This is a genomic window from Alteromonas sp. S015, assembly GCF_036864485.1.
Classification (GTDB): Bacteria; Pseudomonadota; Gammaproteobacteria; order Enterobacterales; family Alteromonadaceae; genus Alteromonas.
Genome location: NZ_JAZETO010000012.1, coordinates 69,876 through 90,421, shown reverse-complemented (window position 1 = coordinate 90,421; position 20,546 = coordinate 69,876). Strand labels below are relative to the sequence as shown.

The window sequence follows — 20,546 nt, the reverse complement described above, 5'->3', positions numbered from 1 at the left end:
ACTAATGGGCAATGGTGGCGAGTGTGTTACTCGCCTGCCATGGCGCGACCTTTCGTTTTAACACTGGCCATCAGCATATAAATACTGGTAGCAAGTAAGCACGCAAATAAGTAACCCATCAACCCTTGAGGGCCTACTAAAAAGTTATCGGCAATGAGTGGGCCTACTACTGAACCTACGCTGTAGCTGAAAAGCATGACCTGTGTGGCGCATACAATGAAGCTAGCATCGAGTTTGTCGCAGGCCAGATTTATTGCCACTGGGTATAGGGCAAATATTGCCATACCTAATAGAAACAGACCGGCTCCCAAAGCGTATATACCACTAACCGCTGCGGCTAATGTTGTTGCGGCGACACCCAGTAAACAAAATAGTGCCATGAGTAACGTGCAGCCTAAGTACTTGGATAGCGCAGGAATTAAAGGTTGAACTGCCATAGCGCCTAAGATAATTAAGGCCATTAAGCTACCCAAATCGTCATGAGCAATGCCGCGGTTTAATAGCTCAAGGGGCATTAAGCCGTAAATGGCACCTAAGGTTAAGCCTGACACAATACAACCAATAATTGCGGCATGATTTAGTTTCAATATTTGTTTTAGTGACAGTGGCGTACTGTGTGAAGCTTCAGGCTGTTCGCTCTTTGCGAACAAAAGTACGCCAATGGCTAAAATCAACACAGTGAAAATAGCAGCAAAAGGAAGCATGCCGCCTACGCCAATAGCGGCGATACCTAACTGACCTAAAGAGCTTCCCCCGTAAAGTGCGCCCATGTATAAGCCTAAACGTTTGGCTCTATTGGCTTCGTCTCCGTGTAAAAGCCACGACTCTACGATAACAAATACACCCGCTACAGCAACGCCAGCCACTAACCGAGCCGCAAGCCAAACTGCGGTTCGGGCAAACAAAGGCATTACTACGATAGTAAGTAATAGTACACCTAAACACAGCGCAAAACCGTGCTTGTACCCAACGCGGGTTACCAACGGTTCAATACTAAGAGCGCCCACTAGAAGTCCTGCGTAAAAGCCGCTAGCCAGCCAACTGGCGATAGCCGTGTCTAGGTTGTAATGGCTGAGCATTTGTGGGATCAGACTCATCAAATAGCCGGACGCAACTGCGTACAAGCCCAGCGCAATAACGGGAACAGAAACCCGCGCTCTGGCTTGCGGGATAAGGGTGTTGTCCAAAGTAATGCCTTACATCAAAGGAAAGAGAAGATAATTTCGCGGCGCGAATATGAGGCAAATTCTGATATAGGTAAAATGAAAAGAAATGCTCGTAAAGATGCTAAAAATTGATTGTGAGGTAGGCGCTGCTAGATAGTACATGCGCCTCATATAGTTTAAGCATTAGCGCCTTAAATCATCCGGTGTGTGATCTGCCACAAATGCGTTTCTTTCGCCCATAGGTTTATCTTCTCCTACCGTACTGTCTGCGGAAGTTTGTAGCTCTATCGACGAGTTCACTTCTGCACCAATTAGAATGATATACGCGGTTAAGTACAGCCACATAAGCAAAATAATAATGCCCCCAACGGATCCGTAGGTTTTGTTGTAGCTTCCAAATTCACTGAGGTATATCGAAAAGCCATACGAGGCTACCACCCACAATAAAGTGGCAAAAACTGACCCCGGCGTCACCCAGCGCCACTGGGCTTCTCTTCGGTGAGGGGCGTATCGATAGAGCGCTGACAATGCAATATTAAACAGCGCCAGCATAACGGGCCAAGTCACCCACATGGCTTGCTCGGTACTAAGGGCATTTGACGTCATCCAGTTTATTGCTTCGGGTAAAATGGTGATGCAGGCGAGGGACACAATTACGGTAAGGATCATAAATATGGTGCACGTAATGCGCGCTAGAATACCTTTGAAAAAGCCTCTTCCTTCCGCCTCGCTATAGGTAATGTTGCATGCCTTTATCAGAGCGTTAGCGCCTTTGCTGCTGCTCCACAGTGATAAGAGCAGAGTAAATAAAAAACTCCAGCCTAATGCAGTATTCGACTTCTCGGTTAAATTTTTAAGCTGTTCTTCAATGATGTAGCGACTGTCATTTGGCACCACGTTTACCAGCAAAGCCATATGGCTTTGTAGCTCGTCGGGAGACACAACGAGCCCATAAAGCGCAATAGTTGCCCCTAGCAAAGGGAAGATGGCCAACAAGCAGTAAAAGGCAACGCCGGCAGAGATAAGGGGAATGTTGTCTTTTTGCAGGCTAGTGAAAATACGCTTTGCTATACTCCACCAACTTTTCACAGAAAGCTCGAATGCAGATTTAGCGTGGTTGAAACGTTCCTTGCTCATGTGTCCTCATGCCTTGCCTAAACGATAAAACTCTTAAAGCTTGATACATGAAAACTTCGCAGTCGGCTTACATCAACTTAAAAAAGGAGCGAGAAAGACGTTCTGTAAATCGTTCACAGCATCTGAATATGTGTGTGACCATTTGCGTTGGTGAGATTTCTGTTTTTGAATTTATTCTCATAAAATCAATAGGTTGTTTTTTCTTTTTTGGGTGGTTTATAAATTGCACCTTCAAAAGCATCGTAGCTAGAAGCGAATTCATGCCGCTTACATACTAACGCATTCACCGAATGCAACTAGCTGGAGGTGGTATGCAGACCATTATTTTCTATCGTGGTGCATGTCGTTTTTTCTAGCTTTACATTTCGTCTTTCAAAAGGAGTGAACATTATGAGCAATACCCAAAACCTTAAGGGCAAAAAAATCGCTATGTTGGCAACCAATGGTTTTGAGCAAAGCGAGTTGATTCAACCAAGAGACATGTTTATTGAGCAAGGTGCTGACGTTGATGTGCTATCTATTGATGACCAGACGACAATTAAAGCGTGGGACGAAAACAATTGGGGGAAAGATGTCAATGTTGATAAACAAGTTACGTCTGTAAGCCCTGAAGATTACGATGCCCTTGTGCTACCTGGCGGTCAAATCAATCCTGATGTGCTGCGTACTAATGAAGATGCTGTTGCCTTCATCAAAAATGCAAACAGCGCGGCAAGTATCAAAGCAATAGGTGCTATTTGCCATGGCCCATGGTTGCTGGTGGAGTCAGGGTTAGCGAAAGGTGCAACACTCACTTCGTTTCCTAGTATTCAAACAGACTTGAAAAATGCTGGGGCAACCTGGGTTGATGAGGAAGTGGTGACCCATTCAAAACTGGTGACCAGTAGAAACCCAGATGATATTCCAGCTTTCGTAAACAAAATTAGTGAAATGGTTGCCCAGTAAAAAGGAGGAAGTGTATGTCCACCGCAGCTACAGATAAAAAGGTTATCGCGATAACGGGGGCTTCCAGCGGCATTGGCAAAGAAACGGCAAAGCAACTGGTAAATAATGGTTTTAACGTTGCCCTTTTAGCAAGAAGTGAGGACAAACTACGTGCCTTAGTCGAAGAGCTTGGCAATGATGTTGCGTTCGCTGTAAAAGCTGACGTTAGTGACTTTAAAGATGTCGATACGGCGTTTAAAAAGGTGAGCAAACATTTCGGTCGCATTGACGGCATTTTCGCCAATGCCGGGCGTGGCGCGAAAGCCGCCGGCATTGAAAAGGGGGACGTAGATGACTGGGATGGCATGCTGGGCGCAAACGTAAACGGACTGCTTTATACAGCCAAAGCGGGCTTACCCTACCTGCGCGACACGCAAGGCCACTTCATTATTACGTCTTCTGTCGCCGGTCGAATAGCCCTGAAAGGCTCTGTGTATGGGGCAAGTAAATGGTTTGCTTACGGTTTCGGTCAGAACCTTGCCGAAGAAATGCGTGAGTGGGGTGGCCGCTGCACAACTATCTGCCCTGGTATGGTGAATACGCCATTTTTCGATGAGCCTAAGGAAGATAAGCTTCAGCCAGAGGATATTGCAAAATCGGTATTGTTTGCCCTAAGCGCAGAAGAGTCAGCCTGCGTTCGCGAGGTTTATGTTATGCCGGCGAAGTAAACGAACTAAACACGGGCAAGAGATAGTCTATTCAAGTAAAGGGCAGGGTTAGTCACTGCCCTTTTTTGTTTGCCCCGCCCTTACTTTTAACCTGCCTTATTAATTTCATGAAGCTATCCAAATTAGCCAAATAAAGTATTTTCCCCATCCTGTTACCCCTAATCTAGGTGTGTAGATAAGCGCTAATTGAGTGAGATAGGCGATTTCTAATTCCTCATTGAAATGGCTTTTCCAAAGGGCCCGCTGCGCAATAACAATAACAGGAGAGTAAGATGTCTAACGAATTTACGGGTAAGACCGCTATTATTTCTGGCGCCGCTGGCGGCATAGGGTTAGCGCTGGCTGAGGCATTGGCAAGGCAGGGTATGAATATCGTCATGGGCGATATTGATAATGCTGCATTAGCTGAGTCGGGTAATGGCTTACGTGAAAAAGGTTTCGATGTACTGACCTGTGCCCTTGATGTTACGGATTACGCTCAGTGGGAAGATATTGTCGCTAACGCCAAAGAGAAGTTTGGCAAGGTACATATGGTTATCAATAATGCTGGTGTTGGCGGTACGCCAGGGAAAGTCGAAGATTCGGAGCCTGAGACCTGGCGTTGGGTTATGGATGTTAACGTTATGGGCGTACTTTATGGCGCGCAAGCTTGCGTACCAGCTATTAAAGAGCATGGCGAAGGTGGTTGGGTACTAAACGTGGCGTCGATGGCCGGAATGATGGGCATGCCGTATGCGGGAGCTTACTGTGCATCAAAAGCAGCGGTCGTTTCCATGACAGAAAGCTGGGTACCAGAACTGAAACCTTTTGGTATCCATACTTCGGTGTTGTGTCCAGCATTCGTGAAAACCCGCATTCACGAGTCGTATAGAAATAGGCAGCAAAAATACGCAGTAGCAGCTGAAAAACGCATTGATAAAGAAAAGCTTAAAGCCGGAGCTCAAGCAGCCACTAAAGCAGTAGAGTCGGGAATAGATGCCTCTGTGCTAGCTGAACGCGTGATAGAGGCGCTTCAGTCAGAGCAAACTTATATTTATACACACCCGAATTATCGAAAGGTTACTACGGCGCGCTTTAGCGCTATTGATAGCGCCTTTGTTGATGCTGAGCAGAGTCAGGCTGTTGGTTATCTTATTAATGATGACATCGTGACTTTTTAGTTCACTCGTGGCTACGGTTTTCGTATAAACACACGAAATTGCCCTGAATCTTGTCTTCCAAAGCCGTTATATAACGGCTTTGGATGTTGTGAGAGTCTGAAGGTCAATGACGCGGTCACAGACTTTTTCTAGCTGTGTTCTATCGTGGCTGATAAAGAGCACCGTGCAATTTTCTTCTCTGCATTGATCAACAAGTAAGTGAGTAATTGCCTTACTTGTAATGGGGTCAAGTCTAGATGTTGGCTCGTCAGCTATAAGTAGCTTGGGCTTTAGTAGCAGCGCGCGCAGCAATGCAATGCGTTGAAGCTCACCTCCACTTACTTCAGAGGCGCTGCGCTCAAACAATTGCTGGTTAAGGCCTAGTTGAGATGAAAGTAAATCGGCACGCTTTTTAGACACCTTGTGAAGCTTTATTACGTCATCAATCAATGATTTAAGCGTAGTGTGATCGGCAAATGAACTGGGGGGATCTTGATATAACTTTAGGGTTTGATAACGGTGTAAAAGCGTATGAAACGCAATATTACCTTGATAAGGTAGAAGCCCAAGTAGAGCATCACCTAGAGACGTTTTTCCGCTGCCGCTATCACCACAAAGCCCGACAATTTCGCCTTCCCCTAAGGAAAAACTAAGGCCAGTAAATAGTGTATGGTTACCTCTCAAAATTGTGAGGTCATTCACCGATAACAGCGGTGCAAACCTATGCGCTTTTTTTGTGGTAGCCGTCCAATGTTGCGGAGCCGACGCAATAAGGGCTTTGGTATAATTTGATGAAGGGGAGGACAGTATCTTGCGGGTATCACCTGTTTCAACCAGTTTCCCGTTTTTAAGCACCATACATTTACCACCCAGTGCCTCTGCCACTGAAACATCGTGCGTAATGGTAAGCAGCGTACCGTCGTTAGCTTTTTGCTTTAGTTGCTCAATAATATGATGTTTGCGTCCGGCATCTAGCCCTTTTGTGGGTTCGTCGGCGAGAAATAAAGGTGCATTAGTCGCCGATGCACAGGCAAAGGCAACCCGCTGTGCCATGCCACCAGAAAGTTGAGAAGGAACTTTATCAAAGTCGTTTTCAAGCGCAAGGCTGCTTAGCTGTTGATCTGCGCTCAAACGAGCAGCGCGCTTACTCTTACCCAGCGCAAACTGAAAGACTTCAGCGACTTGCTGGCGAATTTTCATCATTGGACTTAAAGCGTGCCACGGCTCTTGCGGCAGCATAACAATGTCCCGCCCCCAAAATTGCTCGTAGTCACGTCGCTTCGCACGTAGTATATCGATACCGTTTACCACTACTTTCCCCGTAGCTCTCAACGTCGGCGGTAAGTCGCCCATAATTGCTTGCGCTAGCAGACTTTTACCTGCTCCGGTTTCACCCAATATAGTAAGGGTTTCGCCTTGATCAAGGTTAAGGGATAGATCCTCTACAATAACGGTGTTTTGTGCGTAAATTGATAAGTGGTCGATAGCAATATATTGGCTCACAGTTTGCGCTCCATTACATTGCTCTTCGATAGTCTACTGCTGCTCTCAAAAATGAACTTATTTAAACGAGGTGTTTTGTCACTCTTCGCAGAGAGTAAGTGAAAGCCCAGCACGAGAACGAATAGGGCGAAAATAGGTTGTGCGAGCAGCCACGGTGCTTCGTGATAGTAAGGAAATAGTTCAACTATCATCAGTCCGAGTTCCGGGCTGGGTGGTTTTAAACCAACATAAACGAAGCCTACCGATGCCATGGCGATAATTGAGGATGAGGCACCAAAAGCAGCAAGTGATAACACGTCTTGTCGAATGGGGGGCCATATATGCATGATAAATAGATAGCGTTTTGGAAAACCCATTAGCGCAGAGTTTTCTAGTGCAGGGCCTGTCACCACTGGTAGCGTGATTGCGCGCACCAGCCTGAAGTATTCAACGGACAGCACTAAGGAAATGGCTAAATACAGCATAATGAAAGAGCCTGGTACTAGCGCCGCGAAAAGAAGAATAAGTACCAGTCCGGGTAGCGCCAATATTGTATTGGCAATAAAATTCAACGTTGTATCTACCCAACCTCTACACCATGCTGCAATTACGCCCGTTAGCATGCCAATGATTGATGAACTTAGTACACTCAGTGCAGCGAGAGAAAGTGATATGCGTAGACCCTCTGAGATTCTGGCCAACATGTCGCGTCCGAATTGATCTGTACCTAACCAATGTTGCGCGCTTGGGGCTTCGAGCACTTGTTTTAAGTTTTGTTGGTTACCGTTTGTTCCCAATAGAACAGGCTCGCCCAACGCAAGTAATAAGAGCAGCGTCAAAAGTGAAATGCCAATCACTTTCTCAACAGATATGGCGAATGTATTCATTGGCTATACCCTCGATTTTCCCTCACCCTTGGGTCGAGCGCATACTGACTTAAATCGACTAGTGTGTTGACCAATACGAATAAAATGCCCATCAACAATGCTGTGCCTTGTAACATAGTGATGTCGCGGGCAAAGACAGCATGGGAAAGTCCGTGCCCTATGCCAGGCCAAGCAAAAAGACTTTCAATCATAATAACGCCTTCGATCAATCCAATAAGCTGAATGCCCATAAAAGCCAGCGCAGGTGTAACTATGTTGGGGAATGCGTGACACTTAAACGCTTCAAACGCGCTTAACCCTTTTATCTTGGCGAAATGGAAATAACCCGATTGAACCGCACTAACTGTACTATTGCGAATTACGCGGTTTGATATAGCCGCCAAGCTTAATCCTAAAGTCATTACAGGCAATATGGTATAGACAAAGCCTGAAGAGCCCGCAACCGGAAGCCAGTTGAGCTCTAGAGCAAAAATAAAGATGAGAATTAGCCCTAAGCAAAAGACCGGTTGAGAGCGCACGAACGTGGAAAACGCTAATGCTGTCTTATCAAAAAGAGAGGCACGGCTTTTAGGTGAATTTTCACTTTTTCGAGCGCTTCTAATGCCACTATAAATGCCCAAAGGAAATGCAATTAACGCGGATACCAGAATAGCGAGCCCAGCGAGAACAAGAGTGTAAGAAAGCTGATTTTGTAGCTCAACAACAATTGGGGCTCCCGTGACCAAGCTTGTGCCTAAATCTAGAGAGGCTAAATCAGTCATCCAGCTTACGTAGTGTTCGAAAGCGCTTCTGTGCAGACCAAGTTCTTCTGCTACGGCGTTAGCGGCACTTGTACTTACCGCGTCGTCACCGTAGCGGCCAGCCGCTATCTTGTAAGCCATATCTCCAGGTAGTGAGCGGGTTATAACAAATGTGAGTGTGCCTACACTCCACGCCATCAGTACTGCTTGAAGCAGCCGTTGAAGTAGGATTTTTCTCATTATTATGGGGCTATTCTCATTTGAGATACGCGAAAAGAACGCTCGTAAGGGTCGAAACTGAAGTTTCTAAGTCGACTAGATGTAGCCGTTTGCTGCACATAGTACATAACGGGGATGAGAGGGACGTCTTGCTGAACTTCTTGCATAATTGATGATATCAACGATTTGTAAGCGTGTTCATCTGTGGTGTGACTCAAGGTTTTTAAATCGCTAAACACTTTTTCATTTTGCCAATTCATTGGCCCCCAATCGCCGCCTTCTTTTGAAGAAAAGTCAGCCAGCATTATACCGAGAGGGTCAGGGATATTAGCAAAGTTACGCGCCATAAGTGCTGTTTGTAGCGTGCCATCAGCATGACCTGAAGGAATGGCACTTACATTTTCTATATGAACAGAAAGCGTCACGCCAATGCTAGCCCACTGATCTTGAATTGCCGTGGCAATGGTAATGAGTTCTGGGCGATTGGCATAGGTAATCATATCAAGCGTTAAAGGTGAACCATCTTTGTAGCGCACTCCATCCTCACCTACTAACCATCCCGCGTCGGTTAGCAGCTGTGCCGCTTTTTTCCTGTTTAATAATAAGTCGCCATTTTCAACGTTATTATTAATTGTTGGGTTATTGTCAGCGTCAGTCATTGAAATAGTATCGGTAGCATTATCTGTGGCAGTAGAACGAATATGCCAGTCTCGAATATTTGGGCCAAATAGCTGATCAGCAGAGATATTCGATATACGCATTACGCCAGACGCAATGCCTTTCCTGTCAATCGCTAAACTTAGTGCTTGCCTTACTTTTACATCTGAGAGGATAGGATGGCCACTATTTAACTTAATTAAAGTGGTGCGAGGGATCCTGTCGCTAAACACGTTTACATTAGCGTCAGTGCGCAACATGCTAACCGCGGCAGGGTCGAGGTTGTACACAATGTCTGCTTGCCCTGTTCGTACCATAAGCGCCCGCGTTTCAGAGCGGTGACCCGTTACGTACTCAACATTTTCAATAACAGCGGGCTCGCCCCAATAATCGTCGAAGCGCGTGGTTTTAAGATTGTGGGGTGGTTCAAAGTCAGTAATTTTATAAGGACCCGTTCCGATTAAGGTTTTTATTCGATTGAATTTGCCGAAAGTAGCAGGTGCTACAATTGCGGTTGTGTAATTACTTAAAAGAGAAGGGAAAGGACGGTAACTTTGGTTCAAGGTGAACTTGATAGAATATTCTGATACCACCTCCATGTTGGCGATCATATCTTTAGAAAATGGAGTCGGTTTTCCAAACGCGACCGAAAGGCTTTTGTAAACGGTGTCGGCGTTCATTAATGTGCCGTCATGGAAATACACTCCAGAACGTAAATTAAATGTCCAAACAGTAAAGTCTTCATTATTTGACCATGAAGTAGCGAGCCCGGGAATAAGTTGACCCTGGTTGTCTACGTCTACGAGTGTCTCCAGAACCTGCATTCTCGTAAACATGTAGCCGGTGCTCGCAGGGTCGTTATTGACGGGTTCAAAAGGACCGCTAATCAAAATTCGATTTGTAGGTTGTGAAGGCGTGCAGGCACCAAGCAGAATGCTGGCTACAACGAGTAAAATTGACAGGTATTTAATTCGCATATTATTTTTAATACATTCCCAGCGAGACCTTTTAACTTTTTCGCGCCTATTTGGACTCTGTAAATCAACCTCGGTATTGAATGATATGAGTTCAAGCATTATCAACATTAAATCAAATATTCGGTTTAAATAATATACATTTTGTTGAATAAATGAACAGATTTGGTTGCTGAAGCAAGACTAAAATTCAAAAAAAGTGTATCAGTCTGCAACTACCAGATATTAAGCAATGTAAAGTTGGTGCACAATGTATTTAACTTTTGTAATGAGCAGTTGGTCGTACGTTACATTGTAACTGTAAGCATTTATTAGTAATGCTATAGGGGTTTAGCACTACAAATCAAAAGGGTTTTTAGCCCCATTCAACACACTGGATAACAATAATGAAAAAGCTTTTAAAAGCGGCAGTTGCTGTATCAGTTGCACTTGCGTGCACTTCGGCTTTTGCAGATAAAAACGACACAAATGAAGTCTTCAGCAGTTCAACATTCAAAGCCATGGAGCTAAGGAGCATTGGGCCTGCATATATGTCTGGGCGTATTGCTGATATTGCAATCGATCAGAATAATCCGTCAACCTGGTACACCGCAGTTGGCTCAGGTGGCGTGTGGAAAACGACCAACGCGGGCACGACTTGGACGCCAATCTTCGACGACCAGCCAGTTTACTCCATTGGTGATGTAACGATTGCGCCAAGTAACTCAAACATCATTTGGGTGGGAACGGGCGAAAACAATGGTGGCCGTCACATTAGTTTTGGAGACGGTGTATATAAATCGCTGGATGGCGGCCAAACGTGGAAGAATATGGGGCTGTCGAAGTCCGAACACGTTTCGGACATTATTATTCATCCTACTAACCCCGATATTGTATGGGTGTCAGCTCAAGGTCCACTTTGGAATGGTGGAGGCGAGCGCGGTCTATTCAAAACCACGGACGGGGGAGAAACATGGAAGCAAGTGCTTAAGCCTGCTGACAAGTGGACTGGGGTGACGTCGCTACTTATTGACCCGCGCAACCCAGATAAACTTTACGCGGCAACGTGGGCACGCCAGCGTTCGATTGGCGCTTATGTGGGGACCAACGAAGGCGCTGGTATTCATACCTCGAACGATGGCGGCGAAACTTGGACCGAGCTTAAAACTGGCTTGCCACAAGGAAACATGGGGAAAATTGGTATGGCCATATCACCCATGAACCCGGATGTGATTTACGCCACCATTGAAACTGATAATCGCGGTGGCGGTTTCTATCGTTCCGCCGACCAGGGCGCCAGTTGGACGAAAATGTCAGATGAAGTAGGCGGTGGAACAGGCCCTCATTATTATCAGGAAATTTTCGCTGATCAGCATCAATTTGATCGTGTTTATATTGCGAGTAACTACAGCAAAGTGTCGGATGACGGCGGCAAAACGTGGACACCCATCAATACTGAGCGCAAGCACGTAGACGACCACGCCATGGCGTTTCATCCTACTGACCCAGATTTTGTATTGATGGGGTCTGACGGTGGTATCTATATGTCTCACGACAGAATGGCGAACTGGCGCTTTATGGCGAACTTACCACTAACGCAGTTTTATAAAGTAGCCCCAGATGATGCTAAACCATTTTATAACATCTACGCTGGCGCACAGGATAATTCTACTCAAGGTGGGCCTTCGCGCACTATGCGCGAAGAAGGGATAAAGAACAAAGATTGGTTTTTGACTTTAGGCGGTGACGGACATGGCCCTGCAACAGAGCCCGGCAACCCGGATATTATGTATTCGCAATGGCAGCAGGGTAACTTGACACGTGTGGATATGAAAACGCGTGAAGGGGTATATATTAAGCCTCAACCACTGCCAGGCGACCCAGCGGAGCGATACAATTGGGACGCACCGATTAATGTGTCGGCGCATGACCCGGCACGTATTTACTTCGCCTCACAACGCGTGTGGCGAAGTGATGATCGCGGTGATAGCTGGACGGCTGTGTCGGGCGACCTCACTAAAAACGGCAATCGCATGCATTCGCCACTGATGGGGCGCACGTGGTCGGTAGAAGCAGGCTGGGATCTGTACGCCATGACCGAATTTCACACGATTGCTAACTTTGCTGAAAGTCCGGTAGATGAAAATATCCTGTGGGCAGGTACAGACGACGGTATTATTCAAGTGACCACTAATGGTGGTAAATCTTGGAAAAAGATAGAGCTAGATGACATTAAGGGCATTCCGGCTAATTCTTACGTGAATGATATTCGCGCAGATTTATTCGACCCCAATACGGTATACGTTGCACTTGATAACCACAAATATGGTGATTACAAACCTTATTTAATCAAGTCGACTAACTTAGGGAAAAGCTGGACTTCATTAGCCGATGATTTACCTGAAAAACACTTAGTGTGGCGTATTGTACAAGACCACGTAAATAAAGATCTTTTGTTTATCGGTACTGAGTTCGGTGTGTTTTTCTCGGTAGATGGCGGTAAAGACTGGGTTGAGTTAGACGGTGGTATGCCGACCATCTCAACCCGCGACGTGAAAATTCAACGTCGTGAGAATGACTTAGTCGCAGGTACGTTTGGTCGCGGTATTTACATACTTGATGATTATGCGCCGCTGCGTTCGTTAACTGAGAAGTCGATGCAAAAAGACGCTATTTTGTTTGCGCCAAGTCGACCGGTTAAGTGGTTCCAGTTAGATGATAATCACACTGACTCTGATGGTGACGATCGTTTTGTTGCTAAGAATCCCGAGCACGGCGCAACCTTCACCTACTATTTGAAAGACAGCTTGCTAACGGCAAAAGAAAAGCGCCAAGAAGCAGAGAAAAAACTTATAGAAGACAAGAAGTACCCTAAATACCCAAGTTGGGAAGCGATTGAAGCGGAAAACCAAGAAGCTGCCCCCGCAGTGTACGTTGAAGTGCGCGACAGTGATGGTGATTTGGTTAAGCGTGTAGAAGGTAATACCAAGAAAGGCTTACACCGTATTACGTGGGATATGAAATATTCACTCACTATTCCACTTACTGATAAAGACAGCAAAAACAATGGACTCATGGCGCTACCAGGCAGCTATACCGCGACGTTATTTAAGCGAGAAGGAGCCACGGTAACAGCGCTTTCAGAGCCAACGTCATTTGTATTGGAGCCTATCTATAACGGCGCGCTGAAAGGTGCTACGCATGCTGAAATTGAATCATATGGTAATGCGGTGAACGATGCGCAAAAACGCGCATTATCGTCGACGACTGTACTGAAGCAATTAAAAGAAACCATGGACCTTTTGCGTACCGCGATTGATCGCACGCCAAGTGATGTAAAAAATCTTGAAGCGCAATACGCTGCTATTCAAGATGAAATTAACGGGGTAAACAAAGTTCTATTTGGTCTTTCATCTCGCGATAAGATGGGTATTAAGCCGGCAAATGTATTGAGCCGATTGGGCTATGCCCGTTCTGCTTTAGGGTCTTCTTACGGACCAACGCAGCAGCATAAAGACCAGCTTGGTTACGCCAACGATGGTCTAGATGATGTAGTGAAACGAATCGGTACATTGCAGCAACGTGCTGTACCATCACTGCAACAAGCAGTAGTTGACGCTGGTGGACCGTGGACCACGGGTCTTCCTGTAATCGCTAAATAGCGGTCGTTAAGCATCATCTTGCTAAAGTACGCGGCAGTAGTTTTACTGCCGCGTTTTTCATTTTTTTACCAACTTTTTCGGTGCACACTTATTTTCTCAAGTAGGTATCGCGTAGTGAGATCATCATTGTTTTCTTTTTTGCTAGGTTCAAGTTTTTCAGGTTATTTTAAACCCTCGTCTGGTTTATCGGTATCTATTGCTGCACTCCCATTATTGCTTATGCCATCTTTTAGCGGTGCCCAAGGTGCGCAGCTCAACGAGGTAGAGCGTTACACGGTAACGGCTGCACGACCCTATTACGACGAGACGCTTTCGCGCATTTTTCCGCAATATGAGTTTGATAAAAGTGGCCTAGTAGCGTCGTTACATACCAATGATGTCTTACTTCAATCTCCTTCTGTGTCGTTAAATGGACAGGGCGGGCAAATACAAAGCATCAGTATCCGAGGGTATTCCCGGTGGCGAATTCAAACCTTGCTAGACGGCGTACCGATTGTGAGCGACAGGCGTGCAGGGTCTAGCATAGGCTTTATTCCACCTGACTTTATTTCAACAGTATCTGTATTCCTGGGCGCCGCTTCCACTTACCTAGGCTCGGGAGCGATAGGTGGCGCGGTGAACTTGCATTTTTGGGAAATTCAAAAGCCTCACCTACGCGTTGGCTACAGCAGCAATCAACAAATGAAGGCGCTGAGCTATACTGGCAGCACACGCCGTGCAGACAAAAGCAACAGCCTAACTGAAGAGAGCGAGACAGACTGGAACATTTCATACAGAAGCGCCGACAATGGAGAAGATGCAAACGGAGGAGCGCTGTTTGACCAATTCGAACAATCAGGGCTATTTGTTAGACACAGGCCGGTAGATAGCGTCATAAAAGAGGCGTGGACGCTTTATTCTGATAATAACGACATTGGTAAGTCGAGCAGTGACTTCCCAGAAAGTAGAATAACCACCTACCCAGACAACACGCACTGGCTTGGCAAAATAGCGTTTGAAAGTCATCTATTTACTGGAAATGTCTGGTGGCATAAATCTAGCCTAGACACCTCGGTGTTGCGACCAGAAAGCCGTATCAACGACAGTGAAAACAAGGCGTTTGACTATGGGTTTAATATAAACACAGATACGCAGTTAAAAAGCTGGGATCTGAATTGGCAGCTGCAAGTTACCGGCCGGGACGGCGTAGTGGCAGATGAGAGAGAATTCACATTAACCCCAGCGGAAAGCGCGTCACCTAACGCCACATCGCCGAGTTTAATAACTAACGCATTCGAACCAGAGCTTGCCTTTGAAGTGCGTACTCTCGATGCAAGCGAGATTACTACCGCAGCGGTTGTTGATGCCTCACGTCAGTGGCAAAACTTGTCGCTTGCCCTTGGCGGCCGCGTTGACTGGCAGCGCCAGTCTGATGATTCAGATGCCAATACATTCCAATCTAGCACTGCTCAGTCTAACACCAATTTAAGCGGGTATTTAGGCGCAAATTATCAGCTATCTCGTCACTGGGCGGTCGGCGTGTATGTGTCTAGCGCGTTTCGAAATCCGTCGGTAACTGAACGTTTCTTCGCTGGCGAAACGCCTCGCGGTACTGTGTTGGGTAGTGTAAAGCTTGAAACAGAGCAAGCGTTAAATATGCAAGCCAGTGTTGCTTACAGCAGTGAGCAGCTGCAAGGCTCGATAGAGGTGTTTAATCAAAAGATAGATAATTACATTGAACGCATTATGGTTGCTGAAGATGTGCTTCAATATTCTAATTTAGACAGTGCAACCATAGAAGGGATGAGCTATCAACTTAGTTGGCAATCGCACAATGACGCATTAGACGCTCGACTTAGCGGAATGTGGATTAGCGGTGAAGACGGTTTGGGTAATAGCATCGCAGATATACCTGCAAACAGTCAGAGGCTTGATTTAGGCGTTCAATGGCAAGCTGTGCGGTTTTTTACGGTATTTGCCTATCGTGCAAGTAAGACGGATATTGCTGACACAGAGCGAGCACTTGATGAGGTAGTTACGCTGGACATGGGCGCTAATTGGCAGTTAAACGAGCGGGTTCAAATTCAAGCGAGCTGGCGCAACTTAACCAATCAACAGTATTACACCAGTGCTGATGACAAAGCGGCATTTGCGCAGGGCGAAAGTGTTCAAGTGGCGATAACTTATCTGTTATGAGTTGTTTAAGGGCTGACGAAATTTGTTCTTTCGATACTTACTTTTCATGGTGGTGTACAGCATGACAATACCCGTTACCCACAGCACAAAAAGTAACAGGGCTGCGGGTAAAAATAGCCAAAGTTTGGCCCCCTCAAAGAACCAGCTACCGTCATGAATAGCTTCAATGGTGTCTGTGCGTCGGTAGGCAACCTGAAGTACGTCGCCATTTTTTGCGTTTAGCTGAACCTCCCAATGGTTCTTTCCACGCACTTTAATGATGCCTTTTCCGGGGCGCACGTCTAAACGGTCTATATCGTCCCAGCTGTTTAAACTAACCTCAGACACCTGTTTTACAGCGTGTAGCACTTTGTCGAAGGAAATCGTAGGCCCGTTGGTTTGGGTATTTTGCACGTTTTGTGTGGGAGGCTGGATCCAGTCGAATTCTTTTTTAACCTGCAATAATAAACCGCTTGCGATAACAATGAGCACAGGAATAAAAATAACCAGTGACAGCCACAAGTGAATGCTGCGACTGTATTTGCGAATGTTCTTGTGAAAGGAACCGGACATGATAAATCACTAATGACAAAACAATGAGTACATTGCCCACTATACGATAATCTCGACAGGCAGTAAAAACACGCTAACGTGAAGTTTACCCGTTTAAACGGAAATGCCTGGTGCCATTCAATTGCAGGGTGATTAAAAAGAAGCGGCCGCGTTAGGCCGCTTCTTTCGTTTAGTTTTTACCGGCGATGATTTTATCCATGGTAATGGGAAAGTCTCGCACACGCACTTTGCATGCGTCAAAAATTGCGTTAGCGATGGCGGCGCCCGCGCCGGTAATGCCCAGCTCACCAATACCTTTTGCGCCTACGGGGGATGCGGCATAATCGGGTTCTTGTAGTAAATCTACGCTTACTTCAGCAATATCTCTATTGACGGCAACGTGATATTCACCGAAGTCTGGGTTTACGAAGCTTGCCGTGTCGGTATGGTGATGGATCCCTTCCGTAAGCGCATAGCCCGCCCCCCAAACCATTCCTCCTTTTATCTGAGACGTTGCCGTTTTCATATTTAAAATTTGACCCGCGCTAAACATACCGTACTGACGAACTAACCTAACTTCACCTGTGTACTCATCTACTTCAACTTCTGCAAAATGAGCGCCACATGAATACTGCTCATCATCGCTGGTGTCATCGTCAGATACTTTACCGGTTGCTGATATTGGAAAGTCGCGCTCAGACATAAAGTTGGCAAGCAATATTGGACTACTTGCTTCTTCGTTATCACTTTGTGCAGTCGGCACTAACGTGATTTGTCCATTTGAAATTTGAACTTCAGCGTGGCTAAAAGCAGGTGGCAGCGAACCTTTGATACTTTTGATAAGGGCTTCACAGGCTTTTTTTACCGCCGAGCCAGAGCTCGCTGCGCCAAATGAGCCGCCCGAACCACATGAAGCAGGGTAGCGACTATCGCCGAGTTTTACTGTGACATTGTCCACCGACGTATTTAACGTATCGGCGGCAATTTGGGTAAGAATGGTGTAAGTCCCCGTACCAATATCTGTCATATCGGTACGCACGGTAACTTCACCGTTTGCACTTAATTCCACTTCAGCTGAACTTTCTACCAGCACATTCATACGCATGGCACTCGCTACGCCATGACCGATTTTTTTCCCCGGAGTAGGCTGTGCTTTATGCTGCCACTTGAAATTTTGAGCCCCTTGGCGAAGGCATTCACCTAAGTGGTGTGTGGTAAACGGCGTACCTTTCATAGGATGCACGACAGGCAGGTTTTTTAAACGAAACGTAAGCGGGTCAACGCCCGCTTTGTGAGCAAGCTCATCTATAGCCGATTCGAATGCCAAAGAGCCAATGGCGTCACCCGGGGAGCGAGTAGAGTCGATAAGCGGCAGGTCTACGTCTTTGACCCTATGCGAACTCTCTATAAACTGCGATTTATAGGTAACTCGTGCACCAGCGCCTGTTGCTTCTGCAAATTCATAGCCCTTGGCTTTTGGCATAGCGCTTTTGTGTTGCACGCTTAACAACGTATGATCATTTGCCGAGGCAAGGCTTATCTGCTGTGTACTGTGACCCCGGTGAGGGGTGTTATAAAAAACTTGGCGTCGGCTCAACACTACTTTTACCGCCCGTTCTAGGTACCTAGCCCCTATACAAGCAAGCGTTGCATCGTAGTGAAGACCTAGCTTAGAGCCAAACCCACCCCCAACAAATGGGCTTCGCACTACAATGTCTTCTGCATCCATTTCAAGGGTAATGGCAAGGGCTTCTACTGCGGACGCTATAATTTGAACACTACAATAAACGTCAAGCTTTCCATCTTTAAATTCCGCAACTGTGGCATGAGGCTCCATAGCGGCAGAGATCTGACTTGGCGTGGTATAGGTAGCTTCAATACTTGCGTGAATATCACTTTGCGACGGTTTACTACCGCTAGTTGCATCTGCTTCAAAGCCACCATCTAATGACGCTGGCTTTTGTGTTGCATCATCAAACTCTGTTAACAAATCTGGCGTTTTGCCCTCTATAGTATAGCTAACCAGGTTTGCAGCATAGCGCGCTTGCTCTAACGTGTTAGCTATAACTAAGGCAACCGGTGCACCGAAATGACGGATGTAAGGTTCGTTAAGTACCGCACGACTTTGAGTGAATCGGCTTTCATCCGCAGGTTTGCTAAATGGCTTGAGAGCACCTGCATTTTTATAGGTAATAACGGCATGTACGCCATCGGCCTGTTCGGCTTGCTTTGTATCAAGGGATGTCATTTCACCTACGGCGGTATCGCTCGAAACAACCCATCCAACTAAAGGAATGCGATCGCTCATGTGCTCGGCTGCGTACCGTGCTTGTCCGGTAACTTTAGCTACGCCATCAACGCGGCTAACTGGCGTTCCTATCGTTTTGGCGCTATGCGTTGTCATATAAAGCTCCTTCATGGCCTGGGTACTTAACCTGATGCTCTGCTATCTCTAAAAGCACTTTTGTTAATGTTCGGCGTAATAGTTCTGGTTTGAAATCGTTACTGCCGTATGTTTTTGCACTGGATAATTCAGCTTCCGCGGCTTGCGATATGACGTCAGGCGTTGGCTCAGCGCCTTCAAGTACACCGATTGCTTTATGCGGGTGCCAAGGCTTGGTGCCTACACCACCAAAAGCGAGCGTAAGGTCTTTAACTCGTCCGTCATCAATTTTGAAACCAGCGGCAAGGGAAACAAGGGCAAACGCATAGGAAGAACGGTCGCGTACTTTATGATAGTACTGAGTACCGTTTGGTTTTTTCTTTATGCTGACGTGGGTTATAAGTTCATCCTCATCTAATTGGGTTTCTATATGAGGCGTGTCGCCGGGCTCATGGTACAAATCTCGCAGCGCAATTTGACGAGTGTTGCCATTTGCTCGTTGAGTATTTACTTGTGCATCAAGGGCTATCATGGCCACGGCCATGTCGGAAGGGTGGGTGGCAATGCAATGTTCGCTGGTGCCAAAAATGGCATGAATTCTATTCATACTCCCAAACGCGCTGCAGCCTGTGCCTGGCTCTCTCTTATTACAGGCTTTTGTCGTGTCGTAAAAATAATAACAGCGGGTGCGCTGTAGTAAATTGCCGGCTGTAGTCGCTCTGTTTCTAAGTTGAACTGTTGCACCGCTTAATAAAGCTTGTGCAAGTATAGATAAGCGAGGCTGTGAGTGAGCAAACTTAGCTAAGTCGGAGTTACTCACCATTGCGCCAATATGATAGTAGTTGTCGTCTTCGATAATGCTGTTGGCTTTTTCCCACTTCGCTAGACTCACCAGTGTCTGAGGTGTTTCTACCTGCAATTTCATTAAGTCAATTAGGTTCGTACCGCCGGCCAAAAATCGCGATGTTTTGTTAAGGGGGAGGCTACTTAACGGCTTTTCACCGTTAAAATGATGAAGAGTGAATGGCTGCATTACTGTCTCTCCAAAGCAATGACATCAGTGATTGCATCGACAATATTAGGGTAGGCACCGCAGCGGCAAAGGTTGCCGCTCATGCGTTCGCTGATATCTTCTTTCATTGCAGCTTCACCGTCACGAGATTGGCTATAAGTAACGGCGCTGGGATCTTCATTATTTATTTCCCGAAGTAAGGATACGGCTGAACATATTTGACCTGATGTGCAGTAGCCACATTGAAACGCGTCACGCTCAATAAAAGCGTGTTGCAACGGGTGAAGATTTCCGCCCTCACTTATGCCTTCAATCGTTGTGACTTCAGCGCCTTCTAGCTGGAATGCAAACACTAAGCACGCATTTATGCGCTTGCCATCAGCGATAACGGTACAAGCGCCGCATTGGCCGTGGTCGCAGCCTTTCTTGGTACCAAAAAGTGATAAATGCTGATGAAGAAAATCTAATAAAGTAGTGCGTGGGTCATCGGGAAGACTGACGTCTTTCCCGTTAAGATTTAATGTTGCCATGGAAGTATCCTTCTACCAATGAGCTCAATTTCGGCACTCCAATGAAATGAGCGTAACCAGATGTATGATGTCGTTACGCTAGGTACTTTAATTTGGTTTTACAACGTGTTGGTAAAAGTCGCATGCTTCACAGCCTGCGATAGATGCGAATGGCCAAGTAGTGTAAAATATACGGAAGCGCGTTTTGCGCTACACTTTAATCCATACCAATTATTTGCTAC

The 20,546-nt window shown here is 46.2% G+C and carries 15 protein-coding genes; 5 read left to right on the top strand and 10 right to left on the bottom strand.

Features of this window, described 5'->3' with window-relative positions:
• Positions 1–26: 26 nt before the first annotated feature.
• Together V7R42_RS19120 and V7R42_RS19115 are read right to left on the bottom strand one after the other, a co-directional pair.
• Entirely contained in the window at positions 27–1,187 is a 1,161-nt protein-coding gene (locus V7R42_RS19120) for an MFS transporter (RefSeq protein WP_334022251.1), read from the bottom strand.
• Positions 1,188–1,349: 162 nt separating this feature from the next.
• Positions 1,350–2,303: a YihY/virulence factor BrkB family protein gene (locus tag V7R42_RS19115; RefSeq protein ID WP_334022250.1), complete on the bottom strand. Its 954-nt coding sequence runs from the start codon at positions 2,301–2,303 to the stop codon at positions 1,350–1,352.
• Between the two features lie 390 nt (positions 2,304–2,693).
• Here V7R42_RS19115 and V7R42_RS19110 point away from each other — a divergent pair, with 390 nt between their 5' ends.
• From V7R42_RS19110 to V7R42_RS19100, 3 genes are all read left to right on the top strand, one after another.
• The gene (locus V7R42_RS19110) at positions 2,694–3,248 is read left to right on the top strand and encodes a type 1 glutamine amidotransferase domain-containing protein (protein WP_334022248.1); all 555 of its coding nucleotides are present in this window, start codon (positions 2,694–2,696) and stop codon (positions 3,246–3,248) included.
• A gap of 14 nt (positions 3,249–3,262) precedes the next feature.
• The gene (locus V7R42_RS19105) at positions 3,263–3,955 is read left to right on the top strand and encodes an SDR family oxidoreductase (RefSeq protein WP_334022246.1); all 693 of its coding nucleotides are present in this window, start codon (positions 3,263–3,265) and stop codon (positions 3,953–3,955) included.
• A gap of 272 nt (positions 3,956–4,227) precedes the next feature.
• Positions 4,228–5,115 carry an SDR family NAD(P)-dependent oxidoreductase gene (locus tag V7R42_RS19100; protein ID WP_334022245.1) on the top strand — a complete coding sequence of 296 codons (888 nt, stop codon included), beginning with the start codon at positions 4,228–4,230 and terminating at the stop codon, positions 5,113–5,115.
• A 66-nt stretch (positions 5,116–5,181) separates the two neighbouring features.
• Here the strand turns inward: V7R42_RS19100 and V7R42_RS19095 are convergent, their stop codons facing one another.
• From V7R42_RS19095 to V7R42_RS19080, 4 genes are read right to left on the bottom strand one after another with little or no spacing between them, the layout of a single operon-like run.
• A complete protein-coding gene (locus V7R42_RS19095; RefSeq protein WP_334022243.1) occupies positions 5,182–6,597 on the bottom strand; it encodes an ABC transporter ATP-binding protein in 1,416 nt (471 codons plus the stop codon).
• Positions 6,594–7,463 carry an ABC transporter permease gene (locus V7R42_RS19090; RefSeq protein ID WP_334022241.1) on the bottom strand — a complete coding sequence of 290 codons (870 nt, stop codon included), beginning with the start codon at positions 7,461–7,463 and terminating at the stop codon, positions 6,594–6,596. Before V7R42_RS19090 ends, V7R42_RS19095 begins: the two co-directional genes overlap by 4 nt.
• Complete coding sequence (locus V7R42_RS19085) at positions 7,460–8,443, bottom strand: ABC transporter permease (RefSeq protein WP_334022240.1); 984 nt, start codon at positions 8,441–8,443, stop codon at positions 7,460–7,462. Before V7R42_RS19085 ends, V7R42_RS19090 begins: the two co-directional genes overlap by 4 nt.
• Positions 8,444–8,445: 2 nt before the next feature.
• Positions 8,446–10,056, bottom strand: a complete 1,611-nt coding sequence (locus V7R42_RS19080; protein ID WP_334022239.1) for an ABC transporter substrate-binding protein — start codon at positions 10,054–10,056, stop codon at positions 8,446–8,448.
• A gap of 383 nt (positions 10,057–10,439) precedes the next feature.
• Between V7R42_RS19080 and V7R42_RS19075 the strand changes: the two genes are divergently transcribed.
• Positions 10,440–13,694 (top strand): VPS10 domain-containing protein, encoded by a 3,255-nt coding sequence (locus tag V7R42_RS19075; RefSeq protein ID WP_334022238.1) that lies wholly within the window; start codon positions 10,440–10,442, stop codon positions 13,692–13,694.
• A 114-nt stretch (positions 13,695–13,808) separates the two neighbouring features.
• Positions 13,809–15,869 (top strand): TonB-dependent receptor, encoded by a 2,061-nt coding sequence (locus tag V7R42_RS19070; protein WP_334022236.1) that lies wholly within the window; start codon positions 13,809–13,811, stop codon positions 15,867–15,869.
• Here V7R42_RS19070 and V7R42_RS19065 read toward each other — a convergent pair.
• From V7R42_RS19065 to V7R42_RS19050, 4 genes are all read right to left on the bottom strand, one after another.
• A complete protein-coding gene (locus V7R42_RS19065; protein WP_334022235.1) occupies positions 15,864–16,421 on the bottom strand; it encodes a PepSY domain-containing protein in 558 nt (185 codons plus the stop codon). The two genes, V7R42_RS19070 and V7R42_RS19065, sit on opposite strands and share 6 nt — an antisense overlap.
• A gap of 169 nt (positions 16,422–16,590) precedes the next feature.
• The gene (locus tag V7R42_RS19060; protein ID WP_334022233.1) at positions 16,591–18,804 is read right to left on the bottom strand and encodes a xanthine dehydrogenase family protein molybdopterin-binding subunit; all 2,214 of its coding nucleotides are present in this window, start codon (positions 18,802–18,804) and stop codon (positions 16,591–16,593) included.
• Positions 18,791–19,816: an FAD binding domain-containing protein gene (locus V7R42_RS19055; RefSeq protein WP_334022231.1), complete on the bottom strand. Its 1,026-nt coding sequence runs from the start codon at positions 19,814–19,816 to the stop codon at positions 18,791–18,793. The genes V7R42_RS19060 and V7R42_RS19055 overlap by 14 nt, the downstream gene beginning before the upstream one ends.
• Positions 19,816–20,325 carry a (2Fe-2S)-binding protein gene (locus V7R42_RS19050; protein WP_334022230.1) on the bottom strand — a complete coding sequence of 170 codons (510 nt, stop codon included), beginning with the start codon at positions 20,323–20,325 and terminating at the stop codon, positions 19,816–19,818. The genes V7R42_RS19055 and V7R42_RS19050 overlap by 1 nt, the downstream gene beginning before the upstream one ends.
• Positions 20,326–20,546 lie beyond the last annotated feature (221 nt).

Bases quoted from the DNA above. Each gene is read 5' to 3' on its own strand.
- V7R42_RS19110 (WP_334022248.1), top strand. From the start codon at position 2,694: ATGAGCAATACCCAAAACCTTAAGGGCAAAAAAATCGCTATGTTGGCA.
- V7R42_RS19050 (WP_334022230.1), bottom strand. From the start codon at position 20,325: ATGGCAACATTAAATCTTAACGGGAAAGACGTCAGTCTTCCCGATGAC.
- V7R42_RS19060 (WP_334022233.1), bottom strand. From the start codon at position 18,804: ATGACAACGCATAGCGCCAAAACGATAGGAACGCCAGTTAGCCGCGTT.
- V7R42_RS19090 (WP_334022241.1), bottom strand. From the start codon at position 7,463: ATGAATACATTCGCCATATCTGTTGAGAAAGTGATTGGCATTTCACTT.
- V7R42_RS19105 (WP_334022246.1), top strand. From the start codon at position 3,263: ATGTCCACCGCAGCTACAGATAAAAAGGTTATCGCGATAACGGGGGCT.
- V7R42_RS19080 (WP_334022239.1), bottom strand. From the start codon at position 10,056: ATGCGAATTAAATACCTGTCAATTTTACTCGTTGTAGCCAGCATTCTG.
- V7R42_RS19115 (WP_334022250.1), bottom strand. From the start codon at position 2,303: ATGAGCAAGGAACGTTTCAACCACGCTAAATCTGCATTCGAGCTTTCT.
- V7R42_RS19085 (WP_334022240.1), bottom strand. From the start codon at position 8,443: ATGAGAAAAATCCTACTTCAACGGCTGCTTCAAGCAGTACTGATGGCG.
- V7R42_RS19065 (WP_334022235.1), bottom strand. From the start codon at position 16,421: ATGTCCGGTTCCTTTCACAAGAACATTCGCAAATACAGTCGCAGCATT.
- V7R42_RS19100 (WP_334022245.1), top strand. From the start codon at position 4,228: ATGTCTAACGAATTTACGGGTAAGACCGCTATTATTTCTGGCGCCGCT.
- V7R42_RS19055 (WP_334022231.1), bottom strand. From the start codon at position 19,816: ATGCAGCCATTCACTCTTCATCATTTTAACGGTGAAAAGCCGTTAAGT.
- V7R42_RS19075 (WP_334022238.1), top strand. From the start codon at position 10,440: ATGAAAAAGCTTTTAAAAGCGGCAGTTGCTGTATCAGTTGCACTTGCG.